The organism is Paraburkholderia sp. CNPSo 3274, assembly GCF_024206475.1.
Lineage (GTDB): Bacteria > Pseudomonadota > Gammaproteobacteria > Burkholderiales > Burkholderiaceae > Paraburkholderia.
The window spans coordinates 56,260-75,234 of sequence record NZ_JAMBPR010000031.1; the positions used below are offsets into that span (position 1 = coordinate 56,260).

Sequence of the window (18,975 nt, forward strand, 5' to 3'; positions counted from 1 at the left end):
GCGGGGCAATTTGACTTCGGCGCGGCGCTACGGTCCAATTTCGAACGACCCGACGCAAGTCACGCCCGCAAGGAACGCCCCATGCAGCAAAACGAACCGGCCCCGCAGGCGATGCAGCCCGCATCGCCCACGCAACTTCCCGCAGCGCTCATGCGCGAATTCGACGGCGAGCACCTCGAAGCGCGCCTCGCCGATGCGGTTCGCCTTTCGACCGTAAGCGAGGACGGCTGGCCGCACGGCGCGCAACTGAGCGCCGGCGAGATCCTGGCCGTGAACGCGACCACGCTGCTGATCGCGATCTGGCCGCAGTCCAGCACCACAGCCAACCTCGCGCGCGACGGCCGCCTCACGCTCTCGCTCGTCCATGACGGCGCGCTGCTGGAGATTCGCGCACGCTCGCACGCCGTGGCGCAGCGGCAAACGGCACTCGAACTGAGCGTATTTCGTGTGGAAATCGAATCCATCACCGAGCATCGCGCGAAGTATGCGGAGGTGCTGAGCGGCGTGACGTTCCGGCTCCACGAGCCCGCGCAGGTGCTGGCGCGCTGGCGCGAGCAGATCGCGATGCTGCGTGAATTTGCCTGAGTTTGCCTGAAGTGCGCGGCGAAAAGCTTCGTGATGTTGTCATCGTCGATGTGCTAGCGTGTTCTGCGGCGCGCGCGCTTCATGGGCACGGCCAACGCAAAAACAAACGCTACCGGAATAACGATGCAGACCACGGTACTCACAGACTGGCAGCAGTTCATGGCGCTGACGACGCAACTCGACGGCTGGGCGTTTCGCGGCCAGCTGAACGCGCAGTGGCACCTCGAAAGCTCGCTCACGCGCTACATGCGCGACTACGTGGGCGACCGGCTGCAATGGCGTCAGCGCGAGGAGCGCGCCATTCGTGTGTTTCGCCGCAAGGCGCACAACTTTCTCGCGCATCCGGACCTGCTCAAGGACGACCTGCGCTGTCTCGCGCTCATGCAGCACCACGGCGCGCCCACGCGGCTACTCGACTTCACCAAGAGCCCGTTCGTCGCGGCCTTTTTCGCGCTCGAACGCGCAACCGGCGACGCGGCCGTCTACGCGCTGAACACCCCTGCGCTCTGGAACAGCCGCGCGCTGCCCAAGGCCAATCCCACGCTCACGCGCGACGTGATCGACCCGCGCGCGCACGACAACTTCGAGCGCTACTTCTTTAGCAACACGAACGAAATTCTCTGGTCGGGCGAACCGACCGAGATGGACGACCGGCTCGTCGCGCAGTCGGGCACGTTCGTCGTGCCGGGCGTGATCGACAAGCCCTTGCAGGCAATTCTGGAAGGCTATGAGAGCCACGAGGAACTGCTGCACAAGATCGTGCTGCCTGAACGCATCCGCATGGACGCGATGAAGTGGCTCTACCGCATGAACATCACGAATGCGTCTCTGTTTCCGGGGCTCGACGGGCTCGCGCGATCCATTGCGGTGGAGCTGGAGATCGTGTGGTCGGGCATGGTGGTGCCGGTTGCGGGCTCGCCGAACTGAATCGGCTCCGGCCCGCAGCGGCCACACTCACGGCGTTTCGGGCCGCGGCAGATTGAGGCCGGGCGCAAGGCGCGTGGCCTTGAATTCCGTCACTTCGTAGGTGGCGACGCCATGTTGCGCGAAGGGATCGGCTGCGAGCAGCGCATCGAGCCGCTCGCGCGGCATGTGCGAAGCGATGACTATGCCGCCGTCGCGCGGCATTTTCGGACCGGCGGCAATGAAATTGCCGGCTTCGAACTGCGCGTCGAGGTACGTGCGATGCGCGGGAAGGGCGTCGTCGATGCGCTCGAGCGAAGCGGTATAGATCAGCGAAACGATGTACATGGGTGGTCGATAGAAAACGGGCGGAGTGTCTATGTTATCGCGCGAGACCGCGCAGCGCCGCATGCTGTAGCAGCATGATCGTCTTGCCGTCCACGATCTCGCCGCGCTCGATCATCCTTAGCGCCTCGCCAAGCGGCACTTCGACCACTTCCAGATCCTCGCCTTCCTCCTCGACTCCGCCGCCCGCGCCGGGCCGCTCGGCGGGGTCGTATTCGCCCAGGTAGAAGTAAAGCTTCTCCGTCACGGAGCCCGGACTCATGTACGCCTCGAACGCCTTGCGCAGATTGCGCACGCGGTAGCCCGTCTCTTCCTCGACTTCGGCGCGGATGCGCTCGTCGGGCGCGGCGTCGTCGAGCAGGCCGCCCGGCGCCTCGATCATCATGCCGTCGTGTCCGTTGACGAACGTCGGCATGCGAAATTGCCGCGTGAGCACGACGTTGCCGCTTCTCGGGTCGTGCAGCAGGATGGTCGCGCCGTTGCCGCGATCGTAGGTTTCGCGGCTCTGGCGTTGCCACGTGCCATTGCTGCGCAGGAAGTCGAAGGTCACCTTGCGGAGCACATACCAGTCGTCGGACAGCACGGTGGTTTCGATCATTCGCACGCGGTCTTTCGTTGCAGTCATCTCGTTCCCCTTGGTCAGCATTCGCCATTCATGGTATCGTGCAGTTTCGTGCAAAATCAAGAAAATTCGTGCAAACCGGTTCGTGCCATTCTCATGCTCACAGATCAACGAAAGAAAGCGATACTCGCAGCGCTCAAGCGCGACGGTCAGGTGCTTGCCGGCGAACTGAGCGCGAAATTCGGCGTTTCCGAGGACACGGTGCGGCGCGACCTGCGCGAACTGGCGGCCGAAGGCCTCTTGCAGCGCGTGCACGGCGGCGCGCTGCCGGCTTCGCCGGCGGTGGCGCCCATTGCCGAGCGGCGCGGCATGGAGGTGGCGGCCAAACGGCGCATCGCGCAAAAGGCCGCGGACATGATCGCGCCGGGGCAGGTGGCGATCGTCGATGGCGGGACGACTTCGGCGCTTCTAGTCGAGTGCCTGCCGCGTGATCTGCAGGCGACCATCGTCACGCATAGCCCCGGTGTCGCGGTGGCGCTCGCGGAGCATCCCACCATCGAGGTCGTGCTGATCGGCGGGAAGCTCTACAAGCATTCGATGGTCACGGTAGGCGCGGCGGCCGTGGAGGCGATCGCGCACATTCACGCAGACCTGTACTTCATGGGCGTGACGGGCGTTCACCTACAAGCCGGGCTGAGCACCGGCGATTTCGAGGAATCCTATGTAAAGCGCGCACTGGCCGCGCGCGCGGCTGAAACGGTCGTACTGGCGTCGGCCGCGAAGCTCAACGCCGCATCGCCGTACTGCATCGGCCCGATCGGCATGGCGCAGACCATCGTCGTCGAGCGTTCGACGGATGCGAAGCTGATCGAGCCGATCGAAGCAGCTGGTGTGACGGTGGTGCGCGCTTGAGTTCGTGCGCGCGCCGTCACGCCAAGCGCGAGGCACCAGCTTCTGCACGCGCCAGTTCAGCAGTTCGGCGACGAAGAGCCCATGCTTCACGGGCGAGCGGCCGCCCGCCATGCGCGCAGCAGGGCGCGTTCCCCGAACTCAACACAAACTCTGCCCGCGCGCACCCTAAAGAAAATGCGCGCGCAACCGATAGTGCAGTAATCGAGCGGAGGATTCCCATCCCCTAGCCGTTTTGCATACCAAGGTGGCCCATGAGCCCAGCGCCAAAGTCCCTGCCGCATTCCGCGTTCGACACCAGCGTCTTGCCTCGCGATCAGCAGTTTTCCGCATGGCGCGAGGCGGTGAGCGTCATCTTCGATACGCAGACCGCCGAAGCGCGCGATGCCGGTTTTGGCTCCACCGTGAGTGGCTATCTGTTCGGCGACGTGGTGCTGGGCTCGATACGCACGGGCGCGCAGCGCTACGACCGCTCGAACGCCAAGATCGGGCGCGACGGCCACGATCAATATGTTCTGCAGTTCTATCTAGGCGGCCATTGCCGCGCGCGCGACGGCGGCCCGGAGGCGTGTACGCAACCGGGCGACATGTTCATTGTGGACGCGGCCCAACCGCTCGCAACCGAAGCCACGCAAAGCGAATTCCTGAATCTGGCGGTGCCGCGGCGCTTGCTCGCCCCTTTGCTGACTGCGCCCGACCAGCAGAGCATGCGTGTGATTCGCGGCGCCGATCCGACGGTTGCACTATTGCGCGAGCATCTGGGCGCGCTTTACCGGCACGCACCGCAGATGACGCTTACCCACGCCCAGGCCGTCATGCCCGCGACGCTTCAACTCGCGGCCAGCGCGCTCAATGCGAGCGTGAGCCCGGAACACATGCCGGCGGTTCAGCAATGCGCGTTCGTATCGATCTGCCGCTATGTGGAGAAGCGCCTGACCGATCCGCAACTGAACGCGGAATGGGTTGCGCGTGCATTCGGCATGTCGCGCGCCACGCTGTACCGCCTTTTCGAGCAGGAGGGCGGTTTCGCGACTTATGTGCGCGAGCGCCGCTTGCGGCGCTGCCGCGAGATGCTCGCCGACCCGGCGCGACGCAGCATGTCTATTGCGGGCATTGCCGCCGCACACGGATTCACCGACGCCGCGAACTTCACGCGGGCGTTTCGCCGCTCGATTGGCCTTTCGCCGCGGGCGGTACGCATGCTGGCGCTTAGTGGGGATAGCGAGCTGGCGAAAGAGGCGACGGCGGACGACTGGCGCTACTGGATGGCCTTGATGCGTTGAGCATGAATCGCGCGGATCGTGCAAGCCGCGCGTGAGACAAAACAACAAGTATTTGAGACGTAACGACAGATTTGGCTTCGAGCACCGCCGATTCATTGCCGCGTCATGCGCCTCCTGCAAAGATGCAGGCGCCTGCGAGATCCAGGCAAACGGGGGAAACATGAAAAAGGCCCACAAAAGGCCGCGTCAAGGCGGCCTGTACTACTACGAAGCGGCGTATTCGCTCGAACTCGCGCGCGGCGCGTCGCATATTTCCAGCATGCTTTCGGCGGCGACACAGGAAGGCGCCGTCCACGAAGTGATGCACGAATTCATCGCGACCCACGGCAGGGCCGCGCTGGACGCGTTTTGCTGGCTGCTGGCCGAGCGGCTGGAAAAGCGTGGCTGCGCGGCGGCTGCCATGAAAGCCCGGGACTTCGACGGGTCCCGCCGGATGCGGGAGCTGGCCTGCGCAAAGATCCACGCAATGGTCTTGCTGAACAACGCGTCGAATTGAGGCGGCCGGTTCGCCGGCGCCGCCTCGATCGCTTCGAGTATTTCGTGAGTGCGCTCAGCGGGCGAGCCTGAACGCTCCAACGGCATCGCGCAGCGAGTCGGCCTGCTCGCTGAGCGCCATGGCGGCCGCGGCCGCTTCTTCCACGAGCGCGGCGTTCTGCTGCGAGACCTGGTCCATCTGCGTGACCGCGAGATTCACCTGCTCGATGCCGTCGCGCTGCTCTTCGGACGCGTTTGCGATCTCGTGCATGATGGTCGTCACGCGGCCAATGGACTCGCCAATCTCGTTCATCGTCTCGCCGGCCGAGCGCACATACTCCGAGCCCGACGAAACGTGTTCGACCGATTCGGCGATCAGCGTTTTGATCTCTTTGGCGGCGGCCGCCGAACGCTGCGCAAGCGAGCGCACCTCGCTCGCGACAACGGCGAATCCGCGGCCCTGTTCGCCCGCGCGCGCAGCTTCCACCGCCGCATTGAGCGCGAGGATATTGGTCTGGAAAGCAATGCCTTCGATGATGCCGGTGATATCGGCGATCTTCTGCGAGCTGCCGTCGATGCGCTCCATCGTCTGCACCGCGTTGCTCACGACCTGCGAGCCGCGATTGGCGACTTCCTGCGCGCTGTTGGCGAGCGTTTGCGCGGTGCGCGCGTTCTCGGCGTTCTGCTTGACCGTCGCGGTGAGCTGCTCCATGCTCGCGGCCGTTTCCTGAAGCGAGGCCGCCTGCTCTTCGGTGCGCTGCGACAGGTCGTCGTTGCCAGCGGCAATCTGGCGCGTCGCCGTGGAAATGGACTCGGAGCTATGGCTGACCTTGCGCAACGTGTGTGCGAGGGCGTCCTGCATGGCCTTGAGGCTCGCCACGAGGCGGCCCATTTCGTCGCTGGAACGCGTTTCGAGGTTCGCGGTCAGGTCGCCGTCCGCAATGCGCTGGAGTGCGCCCTGAACGTTCTCGAGAGGCGCTGCGATCGCGCGGTGCAATCCCGCGGCGCACACGCCCGCCACCGCGAGGCCGAGCACGATCAGCGCGATGCTGCCGGCCCGCAGCCACGAATAGCGGTCCTGCGCGCGGTCGAACGCCTGCTCGCCATGCGCCTTCTGCCATGCCTCCAGCGCAGTCGAGGCCTTGGTAAGCGCGACCGAGAGCGGCGGAATCTGCTTCATCGCGATATCGTCCTGACCCTGGCGGTCGCCTTGCTTGATCGCGGCCATGAGCGGCTGGATGCCTTGCTCCAGCATGCCGGTGAGGGCGACCTGAACGCCGTCGGCGAGCGCCTGTTCTTCGGGGTCGTGCGGCAGTGAACGGTAAACCTCCCACGCCTTGTTCGAGGTGGCGAGATAGTTCTGCGCTTTTTCGAGCAAAGGCAGAACGTCGGGCGCGTCGGGGTGCAGGAGGATGCGGTCGAGCGTCGTGCGCGCGATAGTCAGATTCAGGTTCGTCTTGCCGATGTTGATGGCGGCGACCAGCTGGTTCGAGTAGGCATAGCCGAGCGCCGTATTGGTGCGCGACATGCCCGCAAGGCCGGAAACGCCGGCTGCCACGATCAGCAAGGCCAGCACTCCGACCGCGATGCGCAGACGGACAGAGATAGAGAGTCGTGCAAACACGAAGTTGGCTCCAGAACGCGAGGGGCTACGTAGCAGAAAAACGGTCGTGCTTCGCGCGTGAGACGGCAAAGCACTGAACCTGTTTACGGCTCTGGGTGAAGGAACTGAAGGTCGGCGCCGGAGTCTTTGCGCAATGGTGGTTTTCCCCAGTTTATTGGGGGGAATCGCGCGCGCCTCAGCGCGCCACGGATTTGAAGAGGCGGTTCTTTTCGAGTGTCGCCGCGTCGGGCGTTTTGGCGTTTTCTTCCGCGCTTGCGGGGGCGCTGGTGTCTTCGAGCGCTGGCCGGTGGCCGCAAGCGATGTGAACGCGCATTCGCGGCCGCGCTCGTCGCCGTGCAGGCGCACATCGGCGGCTTCGAACGTCACGTCCGCGCGCGCGTTCCAGAGCAGGGTGGCCACGTCTTCGAGCGTGGCCGTCTGCGCCATGGCGATGCCGTCGCGTCCCCGGTAATACGGTCGGCCCTTTGGAAACGGTGGTGATGCTGCTGTAGATGCACGGCTCCGCGCCGAAGATCGTGCCCGCGGCGAGCGCCTCGCGCTTGCGGCTCACCTGCTTCTTGCGGCACAGGCTTGCGACGTCTTCGGCGCGGTAGATGCTCTTCGATAGTGGGGGCTCGGTCGTCGTTGCTGCTGATTCAGGCGTGGCGGGCGCGGCGCCTGGAGGCTGGTCCGTTGCGACGTCGTCATCGTTGCCCTCGTCGTCGAGGATGTCGAGCAGCGAGACGAGGTTCTCGATATCGGCGTCCGCCGTGAGTCTCGGCTTGAGCGCCGCGACGAGTGCGGCTTTGCTCGCCTGCCAGTTCGTGCGCGTGACGTACGGCGGCTCGAATACGGCATCGCTCCCCGTACTGGCCACGACGAGTTCCTTGCGCGGAATCGACGCGCTGATCTGGGCGTGTTCGCGCACGGTTTCGTCGAACGCGTCTATGAGCGGTACGCCGTAGAACGTAGGAGCTCCGCGCGAGTTCCGCGCGGATCGCGCAGGAGCCGTTACATGCGCTGCGCGTCGAGACCGAGCGCGTCGCCGTCGGGGATCTCGCTACCGAGGTACGGGCAGACGTTCATCTTGCAGTTTTCTCAAATATTTAGGAATCTTTACTAAATGGAAGTGGAGAAATAATCCGGCGCGTATTAGATGACTGAGCTAAGGCAATGCTGATCAAGCCGTGTAAACGCGACTGATCGCGATGCTGCATGCGTAGACTTTCCTAATCACCGATGAAGATGGTCATTCCGGTTCGTTTTGTCGCGCCACGGGCGCTCTATGCGGGCTTTTCGCCCGCGCTTCGCCCATTACGGGCGGACCTGTCCCGTAAATCGGCCTCGCGACAGGTAAAGGTTTGCCAAGGCGAGTGCAACGAAGGCGCGATTGGCGTTTTTCGCCAGACCCCGATAGCGCACCTTCGTGAAACCCCACAACCGTTTGACCACGGCGAACACATGTTCGACCCGGGCGCGAATCTTCGACTTGTTGCGGTTCTTGCGACGCGCCACTTCATCGACGCTGTCCTTGCGGCGCGTGCGCTGATTGGTGAAGTCGCGGGCTTTTGGAGCCTTGCCCTAAATCATTAAGTGTTGTGAAGTCGATGCAAATTCGGATTTATCTGGTGATGATTCTTCGGCCAGTAGACTAGTCTCGTCTACTACACGCTTGAAGCGATTCGCATAACGGCACCCAATTTTTGGTTATAGCTGCGCGTCGTCGTAAAACAATTGAAAAGCGCTCCGCGTCGCGCTGGGCTTCATTCAGTATTACGGGTACAGGCAATGCATAACCGTTGTTACCGGCTTGTTTTCAACAAGCTCAGGGGTATGCTGGTCGCCGTTTCTGAAACGGCAACTGGACACGGCAACGCGAGTCATGGAGAAACCGGGCCTTCATGCACACTTCGGTCCTTCACGCTTTTCGCCATGCGCCGCGTTGTATTTGCCGCGCTTGCGCGATGCCAAATACGACAAGCGGACCCACCTACTACTATCACATGGCCACGCTCGACGCGAACATTTTGGTTCCGTTCGCGGTCGCCAGTCAGTCGCTTCGTTATGTCGGAACCTTTCATGGGCAGTTCACGAATGACGAGCTGAACTATATCGACGACCTGACGATTGGTAGCCGCTATACGGTGAGAGGTTTCAGCGGCCAGACGATGCTCGCGGCGGAAAAAGGCTTCTACTGGCGGAACGAACTCCAGTATCCGCTCGGGCAATCGGGGCAGGTTCTCTATGCGGGTGTCGACTACGGCCACCTGTGGGGTCCGGCGACCGCTTTTCTCGCGGGCACGCAGCTCGCGGGTGCGGCTATCGGCCTGAAAGGTTCGGTGCCGTCTCGCTTTGGCGCCTACAGCTATGACGTATTCGCGGGTACGCCAATCTATGCACCGTCAGGTTTTCCCGCGCCGAGCGTAACGCTGGGCTTTCAGGTAACAGCGCAATTCTGATGAACGATTCACCGACCATAAGGAGATAACAACGATGGGAAAGAGTAAATTGCTGGCGGTTTTGATGGGTGCTTCCGTGCTGCTGGCGGCATGCGGTGGCGGTAACGGGAGTGGCTCGAATGCCGCGGCAGGCGGAGCGGCGTCAGCAGCCTCCGCTCCCGGCGGAGCCTCGACACCGCAAGCTTCGGCCCAGACGGCGTGCCGGCCGGACGGCAACTTCACTTATTCGGGATCGGCCCCGCAGGTGGCGGCGAACAACGGTCAACTGGCTGTGGTTGTTGTGCCGAGTTTGCCGGCGGCGAATTCGAAGAACAGGAACATGACTGCATCGAATGCGCCCGCATCGAGCCAGGTTCAACAGACCGGTGGTGCATTTACCACGCTTGCGTCGTCGGCTGCGGCGACCGACTGCCTTGGGCTCGCCAAGGGTGCGGTGACCGAAATCGAGGGCGTCGGTAGCGATGTTGCGATTGGCCGGTGGAATCAGGCCATGGACATGGACGCCAATACGTATACGAGCGCGCAGGGCGTTCACTATGCGGTCGGCACGCCGCTGTCATTGTCCGCGACGAGCGGCGCGCTCGCATGTACCCAACTGATCGCTGATACGGTGGCGAACAATGATGGCGGAGTAACCGGTACGCTCGCAACGGCTACGGCCACGCTCGATCTCGTGGCACGCACGTTGAACAATCTGAGCCTGTCGATCAATCTGGCGGGTACCCAGTATGCGCTGACGAACTCGCAGTCGCCGTTGAATGGGATTTCGACGACCGGGCAGTTGTCCGTTCAGTCGGTTGTCGTGGGGCACGACGCGACGAAGCCGCTGGTTGCCGTTGGTTACTCGGCCACGTTGCCGAATAAGCAGGGGATTGGTGGCGTCGTCGTGTTGCAGTGCCGGTGAGGCGCCTGGGCCGGGATCTTAGCTGCGCCCGGAATGCCTGAAGCGCTTGAGCACGAGCACGCAGAGCGCCGGCAAATGCACGACGCCCATGCCGCACGCGATCATCGCCCACGGCGGCGCGATCGTGCCGGACATCATCGCGCCGACCACGCCGAAGCACAGGCCGGCCAGCAATAGCGTGGCGTGGGCGACGATGCGCTTCGGGCCTCGCTCGGTGAAGCGCGGAATGTTCACGTGGACATATACCACGATCAGCAAGGCGACGGTGGCAACGGCGGGGAACAGCATGTTCGAATCCTCGAGTCCAGCAGCGATGACGGTAAAGTCTTCGACTGTAAGGGAGGATTGCCGTTGCGTCGATGGCTAATGGCTTCGGTCTAGCACCAAACCACGCTGTCGTACGCCACCGTACGGCGATACACGTTCTTGCCGCGCCAGCTGGAAAACTCCATATACGCGCATTCCAGCACCAGAATCCAGTTCGTGACCCGCATCGCCGCCCCCAGGTTATTCGTTCGACTGCGAGACCAGTCTATGACCCGGGAGCGGCGGACAATGCGGCGAGCAACGCGCGATAACGCGTCCAGTTCGCCGCATTGCTGGATCAGGCGTGCGGCGCGAGCGGCATGAGTACGAAATCGAACGTGGAGCGCCAGGGTGCGACGCTGTCGGCCACCCGCTCGTATGGCGCGACGAGTGACGCTTTCACCCCGAACACGGCGTCCGACTGCAGGTACGGATCGTCGCCCACGAAGGTATGCGTGACCACTTTCTGGTAGCCCGGCGCGGTGATGAGGAAATGCATGTGCGCGGGCCGGTACGGGTGGCGGCCGAGGGTGGCGAGCATCTTGCCCACCGGGCCGTCGTGCGGGATCGGGTACGAGACCGGCTTGATGCCGACGAAGCGATAGGCGCCGTCCGCGCCGGTCGTGAAGATGCCGCGGTTGTTCCATTTTGGCTGTACGCCTGGCTGCTGCACATCGTAGTAGCCGTCGGCGTTGTCGGACCACACGTCGATGCGCGCGCCTTCCACCGGGCTGCCTTCGAGGTCGAGCACGCGGCCCTCGAACAGGCAGCGCTCGCCTTTGCCGTCGGCGGTGATGCACTCGCCCATCTCTCGCTCGGGCGCGCCGGCCACGTGGAACGGGCCGAACACGGTGTTTTCGGTGGCGGCGCCCGGGCGGCGGTTGTTGATGGCGTCCACGAGCATGGAAAACCCTAGCGCATCCGAGAGCAGGATGAACTCCTGGCGCTCGGCGCTGCAGAGCTGGCCTGCCGTGGTGAGGAAGTCGATGGCGGTTTCCCATTCCGGCTGCGTGAGCTGCACTTCTTTCGCGAACGCGTGGAGATGTCGCACGAGCGCGCTCATCACCTCGCGCACGCGCTCGTCGGCGTTTTCGCCAATACGCGCATTGACGGCCTCGGCGGAGGCGGCTTCGCTGAAGAACTGGGTCATGGTTAGGGGTTACCTGTAGGGTTGCCGCCTGATCGCGGTGACGTAGAGGCCGGGCCGTAACAGCACGTATTGTGCGCCTGTCGCCATCGGGAACCAAAATCTGGTCCAATTAGCCGATTCGCTTAGCCGTTCCCATTCGTCATGCTGAAAAACCTCTGGTACGTCGTGGCTGCCGCCGCGGACCTGCGTGAGCAGTTGCTGCCGGTCACGCTGCTCGGCCACCGTTTCGTCGCGTTTCGCGACGCTCAGGGCCGCGCGCAACTGCTCTCCGATATCTGCGTGCATCGCGGCGCCTCGCTTGCGGCAGGGCGCCGCGTGAACGGCGAGGTGCAGTGCCCCTACCACGGCTGGCGCTATGGCGCTGACGGCGTTTGCACCCACATCCCCGCGCAGCCGCAGGCGCGCATTCCAGCGCGCGCGCGCGTGGACAGCTACCCCGTGGTGGAGCGTCACGGCTGGATCTGGGCGTTCGTGGGCGACCTGCCCGAAGCCGGGCGGCCGCCGCTGCCCGATCTCGGCTGGGCCGACGATGCGGGTGTGCGAGTCGTGCACGGCACTTACGCGTGGGAGGCGAACTGGGAGCGCGTGATCGAGAACGGACTGGATTTCGCGCATGCGCCGTTCGTGCACGGGAGTTCGTTCGGCGCGCCCGACCGCCCTGAAATCGACGCGGTCAACGTGAACGCCGACGCGTGGAGCGGCCACGCGCGGCTCGTGATGCGGCGACCGGTGCGCAAGGGCTGGCTGCGCCGCGCACCCACGGGCGAACATGTCGACGTGGTCACGCAAACGGGCTTTCACTTGAGCGGCCCGTGCGCGACGCTCGAACTCACCCTGGCCAACGGCTGGCGCATTCATATCGCGTCGGCGCACGTGCCGGTGGACGTGGGGCGCACGCAGACGTTCTGGATGATGGGCCGCAGTTTCCTGCGCAATCCGCTCTTCGACGGACGTTTCCGTGCGCGCAATCTGCGCATTTTCGAGGAAGATCACGCCGTGCTTCGGCGCATCCGGCCGGTTCGCGTGCCAGAGAGTTGGCAGAACGAGGTATCGGTGAAGTCGGATGCCTTGCAGATCGCGTTCAGGCAGCGCGTGCTGGCGCTGGCGGAGGGCGGCTGGAACGCGCCGGAGGCGTCGCAGGGGAGCCGCGTCGCCACGGTGATTGCTTGCCCGATGCGGCTCACGGTGAACACGTGGGCGCTGGAGGCGGTCGACGCCCCCGAGGCGCCCCCAATGGCCGCGAACACCGGGACAACGCCGCGCTGAACGCCGGCGTGCCCTCGACGCGATGTGCGGCTCCGAATACCCGCTTGCCGTTCGGAGCCACGCGCCAGACCCGAAGCTCAGTGGCGCGGCGTGACCGGCTCGACAGCGGCCCAGTACGGCTCGGCGCCGTAGTACGCGTGCAGCGTGCTGCCCCACGTCGCGTCGGCCATCGAGGGCCAGTTGTCCCGGTCGAAGCCCGGCGCTTCCTTCACGCGCTCGGACGACACATTGAGCAGGAAGCACTTGCGGCTCGTGTCGAGCATGAGCACGCCCCAGGGAATGGCAAGCAGCTTGTCGCCAATGCCGAGAAAGCCGCCGCTCGACATCACCACGTAGGCCACGCGGCCGCTCTGCACGTCGAGCATGATTTCCTTGATCTTGCCGACTTCCTGGCCGTCCGAACTCAGCACGCGGTCGCTATCGAGCGTGCTCGCGGCCATCACGTCGGGGCCCGGCCCCGCGGCGCTTACGCGGCCCTTGCCGACGATGCGCGCGCCATTGCCAGTTGGCATGGGCGGAGGAATGAAGGTGGGCATGATGGTCTCCAAATATGAGGGGAACAATGTTGAGCCCGGCCAGACTCCCGACGATTCCCGTGTCAGGCGGCAGGCGATGCCGCGGCGGTTCTGGCCGCCTGCTGCGTGATACAGCAAGCGGCGTACCGCGCCGCGCCCGTCGATTCGATGCGCCGGCGCGAGGCGCATCGGGGGCGTTCCTGCCTGTTTGGAGACCCGCTTTGGGGCGCGCCGTCGATGCCTCAGGACGCAGGCGCGGCCGCCTTCTGCGGGGTGTCGACGTCGTAGCGTTTCGCCTGCTCGAAGAACGCGCGCTCGGCGGCCTTGTTCATCACCAGAATGCTGATGCGCCGGTTCAGCGGGCTGTCCGCAGTGTCGTGGTCGAGCGGCAGGACGTCGGCGAGGCCGCGCACCTGGAGCAGTTTCTCCTCGCTCAGGTGGCCGGCCACCAGCGCGCGGCGCGCGGCGTTGGCGCGCTCGCTCGAAAGCTCCCAGTTCGAGTAGCCGGTGAGGCCGCCCGAGTAGGGCACCGAGTCGGTGTGACCCGCGATCCACACGCCGCTGTCCACGTCGTTGAGCGCGCTGCCGATCTGCACAAGGATCTCGTAGGCATAGTCTTCGAGCTTCGCGCTGCCGGTCGCGAACATGGGATGCTTGAGCGAATCGACCAGCTCGATGCGCAGGCCTTCGTCCGTGATCGACATGCGGATCTGGTCGCGGTACGCGCGCAACTCCGGCTTGCGCTCGATGAGCGCCGAGAGTTTTTCCTTGAGCTGCGAAAGGCGCGACTTGTCGACCGCTTCCACGTGCACGGCGCGCGAGAGCGTGGGCTGCGCGTTCGAGCCGCCCACGGCCGGCGTCTTGCTCGAAATGTCACGGCCGCCGCCTTGCACCACGCTCGGGTTGGCAATCTATTCAGGCCGGCTCGACGAGACGCTTGAGCCGCGCCTCGTTCGCCGCGCGATCCACGTTCAGCAAGGCATCGATTTCACGCGCCGCCATCGCTTTGCCGAAGAAATAGCCCTGCGCGTAGTCGCAGCCCTTCGCTGCCAGCGTGCGCGCGAGTTCTGCGGTCTCCACGCCCTCGGCCACCGTGCTCATGCCCAGGTTCGTGGAGAGCGCGATGATCGCGTCGACGATCTTGGCGCTCTCGTTGCACGAGGCCATGGAGAGCACGAAGGAGCGGTCGATCTTCAACTTGTCCACCTTCAGCTCGCGCAGGTGCTGCAGGCTCGAATAGCCGGTGCCGAAGTCGTCGAGCGACATGCGCAGCCCCGCGTTGCGGAAGTCCGCGAGCACCGCGCGCGCCGCGTCGAAGTCGTACATCAGCGCCGATTCGGTGATCTCGATCTCCATGCGCTCGGGCGGCATGCCCTCGTCGGCGAGGATCGTGAGAAGCAGCGCCGCGAGTTGCGTGTCCTTGAACTGCGCAGGCGAGAGATTGAGCGCGAGGTGGTAGCGCGAGGGCCAGCGCAGCGCGTCGCGGCACGCGCGCCGCAATATCGAAGCCGTGAACGCGGGCGAAATCCCCATCTGCTCGATGAGCGGCACGAACACCTCGGGCGAGATCCAGCCGCGCTGCTCGTGATGCCAGCGCGCGAGAATCTCGAAGCCGGTGGTCTGGCCGTCGGCGAGGCGCACGAGCGGCTGGTAGAACGGCCGGATCTCGCCGCCCGCGAGCGCGCGACGCAGGTCCGATTCGAGCGAGGCCTGCAGGCGCAGTTCGTCGTCCATCTTCTGCTCGAAGAAGCGGTAAGTGCCCTTGCCTTCGCATTTGGCGCGATACATGGCGATATCGGCGGCGCGCAGGAGCGCGTCCGGGTCGCCGCCGTCGCGCGGGCAGCATGCAATGCCAATGCTCGCGTCCACGTTGATGCGCAGCTTGCCGATGTCGATGGGCGCGCGCGTGGCGGCGAGCATGCGCTGCGCCAGTTCGCTCGCGGCCTCGATGTGGTCGTCGCGGTGCACGCGGGCGAGCACGGCGAACTCGTCGCCGCCCAGGCGCGCGACCGTATCGCCGTCGCGTACCACGCGGCGCAGGCGCGCGGCGATCTCGCACAGCACCGTGTCGCCCGCGGCGTGACCGTGAAAGTCGTTGACGGGCTTGAAGCGGTCAAGGTCGATCACGAACACGAGGTAGTCGGGCGAACGGTGCTGCGTTCGCTCCAGCGCCGCGCTCATCTCCACCGCGAGCAAACGCCGGTTGGGCAGGCCCGTGAGCGGATCGTGGCGCGCCAGCGCCTGGGCGTGGGCCTCGGCGGCGCGCGTGGCCTCGTGGGCGATATGCAGCTCGCGGGACTTTTCGCACAACGTATCGAAGGCATGCGCCATCGCGCCGATCTCGTCGGTGCGATTCATGTCGGGCAATGCGCGCATGTCTTCGCCGTGTGCGAGGCGCACGAGCGAATCGGTCAAGGTATGCAGCGGACGCAGCAGCGTGCGCTCGAGGTAGTGCAGCAGCGCGAGGCCAAAGGCGAGCGTGGCGAGCGCGATCGCAACGGCGGCTTCGAGCGTGTGATGCACGCGTAGGATGCCGTGTTGGACCTGGCTGTGCAGCCGCTCGACAGCAAGCTCGCGCGGCGCGACGGAAACGGCTTGCCTATGCGGCGCTTCGCTTTCCGGCGGGGCGCTTTCGTCGTTCCATGTGGTATCCACGCGTTCGAAGGCATGCCCAAACGCGATCAACTGGCTTGCGAGCAGCGTGGTTTGCGCGGCGAACAAGGCAAAGAACAGGCCGATGAAGAACTTCGTGCGTGCGCGGATAGAGGCGCGCAACGTAGCGCGCGCACGAACTATCCAGGGAAGCGCCGCCGTGGGATTCAGGGCAACGGCGGGATCGGGCATGGCCGCCACGGTTTCCTGTCTCATGTCTCGATATCCGTGTGGCGTTAGATTCTGCGAGTGCGCACCTGCGCCGCGAGGCGGCGCATGGCGTAGTGATGCGACGTGCCGGTTTGCGCGTGAGCGCTGCGCGACGGTGCGCGACGCGCACGGGGCGCAGCGCTCATGCGTGTGCTGGCGCCACAGCCGACGGCAATACGCGCCGCGGCGGCGATGGGGGTGCTCTGTTTCAGTCGCAGTGTTTGCGCGAGGGTTCTCATGGTGACACCGGAAGGGGTGGAGCTTTGCCCTTTTTACGGCGATGAAAAAGCGTTGCTGAAGTCGCCAGACATGTTTTTTTTGAGGGCTTGATCGATTTCGCAACACGCTAACCAGCCGGTTAAAAACGGTATCTAATTCGGATGACGAAGCAATTCCGCCGCAGTGAAATTTCAGGGAGAAGATGCGTCATGCCTGTGGGGCCGGGCCACGCGAGCAGCGCGGGTATGACGGCGGCTGCGCTCGATGATTGCGCAACCACACGCGTACCGAACGTTCGTGCGCTTAAATTGCGGTTCCTGCATAAGGGAAATGCCTGGCGCGCAAGGCTTGCGCGAGACGCGTGGTTCGGGCAATCCCGTGCTTCAGTTTTTGCTTAATCCGGCCGTAAACCCAGCTAAGGCGCGCCGGTACGGGAAGCGCCACGCAACCGTATCCGCCCTGCCGGGCCCTCACACGATGATCACTGCTCCGCTTCCTCTGGATGAGGACGTCCGCCTTCGGGCGCTGCGGCAACTTGACATACTCGACACCGATCCCGAAGAGGCATTCGACCGCATCTCGCGGCTCGCCGCCTTCGCGTTCGACATGCCAATCGCGCTGATCTCGCTCGTGGACGAAAACCGCCAATGGTTCAAGTCGCACCATGGGCTGGCGGCTTGCGAAACGCCGCGCAGCGTATCGTTCTGTGCACACGCCGTGCTGAGCAAGCGCATGCTCGTGGTGGAAGACGCGTTGGACGACGAGCGCTTTCTCGACAATCCGCTCGTCACGGGCGCGCCGAACATCCGCTTCTATGCGGGCTCGCCGCTGCGCCTCGCCGACGGCCAGGTGGTCGGCACGCTTTGCCTGATCGACGAAAAGCCGCGCACGTTCGACGCAGCACAGGCCGCCATGCTCGCGGATTTCGCGCATCTCGTCGAACGCGAGCTGGAATTGCGCCGGCAGTTGAACCGCTCGCGTACGGCGCACGAGCGCGACCGCCGTTCGCTCGCCATCAGCGAGGCGCGCTTTCGGACCGTGTTCCAGCAAACGCCGATCGGCAAGGCCGTGGTCGATCTCGACGGCCGTTTTCTCGACGTGAACCAGAAGTTCTCGGAGATCATCGGCTACGAGGAGAGCGAGCTGCGCCGCCGCACGTTCGCATCGGTCACGCACCCGGCCGACATCGCCGCCGATCTCGCGCAAGTGGCGGAATTGCTCGCGGGCCGCCAGGCCACGTATGCGATCGAAAAGCGCTATTTGCGGCCCGACGGCCAGGCCGTGTGGGTCAATCTCGCGGTGTCGCTCGTGCGCGACGTGTCGGGCACGCCGCTGCATTTCATCGCGGCGGTGCAGGACATTACGACCCGCAAGAAGAGCGAAGAGGCGCTGCGCAACTATCATGTCGAGCTCGAAGAGCGCGTGCGCGAACGCACGGCGGAGTTGCGGCGCAGCCGCGACGCGCTGCAGACCATCACCGACAACGTGCCGGCGCTGATCGCCGTGGTCGATCGTGATCTTCGCTACCAGTTCAACAATGAGACGTTCAAGCGCGTGTTCGGCGCGGAGCCGGCGGTGCTGCGCGGGCGCAGCTTGAGCGAAACGCTGCGTCCCGAAGTGTTCGAGCAGTTGCAGCCGCTCTTTGCGCGAGCGCTGGCCGGCGAACGCGTGACTTGCGACGAGGTGCGTTATCGCGCCGACGCCGACCGCGTATGGTCGGCCACCTACATTCCGGCCAAGCGCGAAGGCAAGGTGACGGGCTTCTACGTGATGGCGCACGACGTGACCGAGCAGCGCCGCACCGAGCAACGCCTGCGCGAAGGCGCGCTGATCGACCCGCTCACGGGACTCGCCAACCGGCGCGCGCTGCAGGAGGCGCTGGGCGAACTGCGCGCGAGCGGTGAGCCCTTCGCGCTCTTCTTCATGGACATGGATGGCTTCAAGTCCATCAACGACCGCTACGGCCACGATGTGGGCGACGCTTTGCTCAAGGAGGTCGCGCGCAGGCTCGTCGCCACCGTGCGCACGGGCGACGTGGTGAGCCGCCTGGGCGGCGACGAATTCGTGGTGGCGAGCCGCGGCGTGAGCGACGCGCGCACCGGCGAGCGCATTGCGGCGGCCATTTGCCGCGAGGTGTCGAAGGCGTTCGTTGTTGCGGGCCGCGTGATCGAGACGAGCGCGAGCGTGGGCGTCGTGCTGACTGGCGTGGCAGGTGCGGCGGGTGTGGTGGACGCAACGAGCGCGGTGCTCTCGGCCGAGGCCGAGAACAGGACGCTGGCCGACGATCCGCTTTGTCTCGCCGATGCGGCCATGTATGAAGCCAAGCGCGCGGGGCGCAATACGTGGCGGTTGGCGCCGGGCGCTGAAGCGATGATGGCGTCGTGAAGCTGCGCACTCCATTTTCATGTGACTGATTCGATTGCCGCTAGCGCCTTGCTGGCGGCAAGTGCGGCTCCGCTCCCCACGCGCAGCCTCTCGCGTTATCTCGCCTGCGGGCAACATGTCTTTCCGGCTTCTGCTCCTGCCGGGCTCTCCCTCCAAAATCCTGCAACGTGTTCGGGGTGCGCAGCTTCGTGTTTCGTTGCGCCCGGTCAAGCTAACTGTCCCCTTGCTTTGCTCGAATAGGGTAA

The 18,975-nt window shown here is 64.8% G+C and carries 15 protein-coding genes and 5 pseudogenes; 10 read left to right on the top strand and 10 right to left on the bottom strand.

The annotated features are described in order from the left end of the window. Window positions 1-81 precede the first annotated feature (81 nt). Window positions 82-585: a pyridoxamine 5'-phosphate oxidase family protein gene (locus M3I54_RS21675; protein ID WP_254339642.1), complete on the top strand. Its 504-nt coding sequence runs from the start codon at window positions 82-84 to the stop codon at window positions 583-585. 123 nt (window positions 586-708) lie between these two features. Then, entirely contained in the window at window positions 709-1,512 is an 804-nt protein-coding gene (locus M3I54_RS21680) for an FRG domain-containing protein (RefSeq protein WP_254339643.1), read from the top strand. Between the two features lie 27 nt (window positions 1,513-1,539). Here M3I54_RS21680 and M3I54_RS21685 read toward each other — a convergent pair whose 3' ends face one another. Beyond that, the gene (locus M3I54_RS21685; protein ID WP_254339644.1) at window positions 1,540-1,836 is read right to left on the bottom strand and encodes a YciI family protein; all 297 of its coding nucleotides are present in this window, start codon (window positions 1,834-1,836) and stop codon (window positions 1,540-1,542) included. Between the two features lie 34 nt (window positions 1,837-1,870). After that, window positions 1,871-2,458, bottom strand: a complete 588-nt coding sequence (locus M3I54_RS21690; protein ID WP_254339645.1) for an NUDIX domain-containing protein — start codon at window positions 2,456-2,458, stop codon at window positions 1,871-1,873. Between the two features lie 30 nt (window positions 2,459-2,488). Here M3I54_RS21690 and M3I54_RS21695 point away from each other — a divergent pair, with 30 nt between their 5' ends. The 3 genes from M3I54_RS21695 to M3I54_RS21705 all read left to right on the top strand — a co-directional run bounded on the left by M3I54_RS21695 (window position 2,489) and on the right by M3I54_RS21705 (window position 5,083). Beyond that, the gene (locus M3I54_RS21695) at window positions 2,489-3,307 is read left to right on the top strand and encodes a DeoR/GlpR family DNA-binding transcription regulator (protein WP_254339646.1); all 819 of its coding nucleotides are present in this window, start codon (window positions 2,489-2,491) and stop codon (window positions 3,305-3,307) included. 251 nt (window positions 3,308-3,558) lie between these two features. Next, window positions 3,559-4,587 (top strand): helix-turn-helix domain-containing protein, encoded by a 1,029-nt coding sequence (locus tag M3I54_RS21700; protein ID WP_254339652.1) that lies wholly within the window; start codon window positions 3,559-3,561, stop codon window positions 4,585-4,587. Window positions 4,588-4,618: 31 nt separating this feature from the next. Further along, a complete protein-coding gene (locus M3I54_RS21705) occupies window positions 4,619-5,083 on the top strand; it encodes a hypothetical protein (RefSeq protein ID WP_254339654.1) in 465 nt (154 codons plus the stop codon). A 54-nt stretch (window positions 5,084-5,137) separates the two neighbouring features. Here M3I54_RS21705 and M3I54_RS21710 read toward each other — a convergent pair whose 3' ends face one another. The 3 genes and pseudogenes from M3I54_RS21710 to M3I54_RS21720 all read right to left on the bottom strand — a co-directional run. Then, window positions 5,138-6,685: a methyl-accepting chemotaxis protein gene (locus tag M3I54_RS21710; RefSeq protein ID WP_254339712.1), complete on the bottom strand. Its 1,548-nt coding sequence runs from the start codon at window positions 6,683-6,685 to the stop codon at window positions 5,138-5,140. Between the two features lie 291 nt (window positions 6,686-6,976). Then, window positions 6,977-7,280 (bottom strand): annotated as a pseudogene (locus tag M3I54_RS21715) (citrate synthase); the annotation flags it as partial. A 698-nt stretch (window positions 7,281-7,978) separates the two neighbouring features. Continuing rightward, a pseudogene (locus M3I54_RS21720) lies at window positions 7,979-8,173 on the bottom strand (transposase); the annotation flags it as partial. A 279-nt stretch (window positions 8,174-8,452) separates the two neighbouring features. Here M3I54_RS21720 and M3I54_RS45385 point away from each other — a divergent pair. From M3I54_RS45385 to M3I54_RS21730, 3 genes and pseudogenes are all read left to right on the top strand, one after another. Beyond that, window positions 8,453-8,584, top strand: a pseudogene (locus tag M3I54_RS45385) (ESPR domain-containing protein); the annotation flags it as partial. A 41-nt stretch (window positions 8,585-8,625) separates the two neighbouring features. Beyond that, window positions 8,626-9,123, top strand: a pseudogene (locus M3I54_RS21725) (ShlB/FhaC/HecB family hemolysin secretion/activation protein); the annotation flags it as partial. 319 nt (window positions 9,124-9,442) lie between these two features. Further along, a complete protein-coding gene (locus M3I54_RS21730; RefSeq protein WP_254339656.1) occupies window positions 9,443-10,027 on the top strand; it encodes a hypothetical protein in 585 nt (194 codons plus the stop codon). Window positions 10,028-10,045: 18 nt separating this feature from the next. Here M3I54_RS21730 and M3I54_RS21735 read toward each other — a convergent pair whose 3' ends face one another. Together M3I54_RS21735 and M3I54_RS21740 are read right to left on the bottom strand one after the other, a co-directional pair. After that, window positions 10,046-10,315: a hypothetical protein gene (locus M3I54_RS21735; protein ID WP_254339658.1), complete on the bottom strand. Its 270-nt coding sequence runs from the start codon at window positions 10,313-10,315 to the stop codon at window positions 10,046-10,048. Between the two features lie 316 nt (window positions 10,316-10,631). After that, on the bottom strand, window positions 10,632-11,483 hold the full coding sequence (locus M3I54_RS21740) for an intradiol ring-cleavage dioxygenase (RefSeq protein WP_254339660.1): 852 nt from the start codon (window positions 11,481-11,483) through the stop codon (window positions 10,632-10,634). A gap of 141 nt (window positions 11,484-11,624) precedes the next feature. Between M3I54_RS21740 and M3I54_RS21745 the strand changes: the two genes are divergently transcribed. Beyond that, window positions 11,625-12,749, top strand: a complete 1,125-nt coding sequence (locus M3I54_RS21745) for an aromatic ring-hydroxylating dioxygenase subunit alpha (protein ID WP_254339662.1) — start codon at window positions 11,625-11,627, stop codon at window positions 12,747-12,749. Window positions 12,750-12,826: 77 nt separating this feature from the next. Here the strand turns inward: M3I54_RS21745 and M3I54_RS21750 are convergent, their stop codons facing one another. From M3I54_RS21750 to M3I54_RS44885, 3 genes and pseudogenes are all read right to left on the bottom strand, one after another. Next, complete coding sequence (locus M3I54_RS21750; RefSeq protein WP_254339664.1) at window positions 12,827-13,285, bottom strand: PRC-barrel domain-containing protein; 459 nt, start codon at window positions 13,283-13,285, stop codon at window positions 12,827-12,829. Between the two features lie 221 nt (window positions 13,286-13,506). Continuing rightward, window positions 13,507-14,172: pseudogene (locus tag M3I54_RS21755) on the bottom strand (OmpA family protein); the annotation flags it as partial. Between the two features lie 7 nt (window positions 14,173-14,179). Continuing rightward, entirely contained in the window at window positions 14,180-16,132 is a 1,953-nt protein-coding gene (locus M3I54_RS44885) for a bifunctional diguanylate cyclase/phosphodiesterase (protein WP_302059066.1), read from the bottom strand. A 690-nt stretch (window positions 16,133-16,822) separates the two neighbouring features. Between M3I54_RS44885 and M3I54_RS21775 the strand changes: the two genes are divergently transcribed. Then, a complete protein-coding gene (locus tag M3I54_RS21775; RefSeq protein WP_254339667.1) occupies window positions 16,823-18,730 on the top strand; it encodes a PAS domain S-box protein in 1,908 nt (635 codons plus the stop codon). Window positions 18,731-18,975 lie beyond the last annotated feature (245 nt).

Bases quoted from the DNA above. Each gene is read 5' to 3' on its own strand.
- M3I54_RS21675 (WP_254339642.1), top strand. From the start codon at position 82: ATGCAGCAAAACGAACCGGCCCCGCAGGCGATGCAGCCCGCATCGCCC.
- M3I54_RS21680 (WP_254339643.1), top strand. From the start codon at position 709: ATGCAGACCACGGTACTCACAGACTGGCAGCAGTTCATGGCGCTGACG.
- M3I54_RS21685 (WP_254339644.1), bottom strand. From the start codon at position 1,836: ATGTACATCGTTTCGCTGATCTATACCGCTTCGCTCGAGCGCATCGAC.
- M3I54_RS21690 (WP_254339645.1), bottom strand. From the start codon at position 2,458: ATGACTGCAACGAAAGACCGCGTGCGAATGATCGAAACCACCGTGCTG.
- M3I54_RS21695 (WP_254339646.1), top strand. From the start codon at position 2,489: ATGGTATCGTGCAGTTTCGTGCAAAATCAAGAAAATTCGTGCAAACCG.
- M3I54_RS21700 (WP_254339652.1), top strand. From the start codon at position 3,559: ATGAGCCCAGCGCCAAAGTCCCTGCCGCATTCCGCGTTCGACACCAGC.
- M3I54_RS21730 (WP_254339656.1), top strand. From the start codon at position 9,443: ATGACTGCATCGAATGCGCCCGCATCGAGCCAGGTTCAACAGACCGGT.
- M3I54_RS21735 (WP_254339658.1), bottom strand. From the start codon at position 10,315: ATGCTGTTCCCCGCCGTTGCCACCGTCGCCTTGCTGATCGTGGTATAT.
- M3I54_RS21740 (WP_254339660.1), bottom strand. From the start codon at position 11,483: ATGACCCAGTTCTTCAGCGAAGCCGCCTCCGCCGAGGCCGTCAATGCG.
- M3I54_RS21745 (WP_254339662.1), top strand. From the start codon at position 11,625: ATGCTGAAAAACCTCTGGTACGTCGTGGCTGCCGCCGCGGACCTGCGT.
- M3I54_RS21750 (WP_254339664.1), bottom strand. From the start codon at position 13,285: ATGCCCACCTTCATTCCTCCGCCCATGCCAACTGGCAATGGCGCGCGC.
- M3I54_RS44885 (WP_302059066.1), bottom strand. From the start codon at position 16,132: ATGAGACAGGAAACCGTGGCGGCCATGCCCGATCCCGCCGTTGCCCTG.
- M3I54_RS21775 (WP_254339667.1), top strand. From the start codon at position 16,823: ATGATCACTGCTCCGCTTCCTCTGGATGAGGACGTCCGCCTTCGGGCG.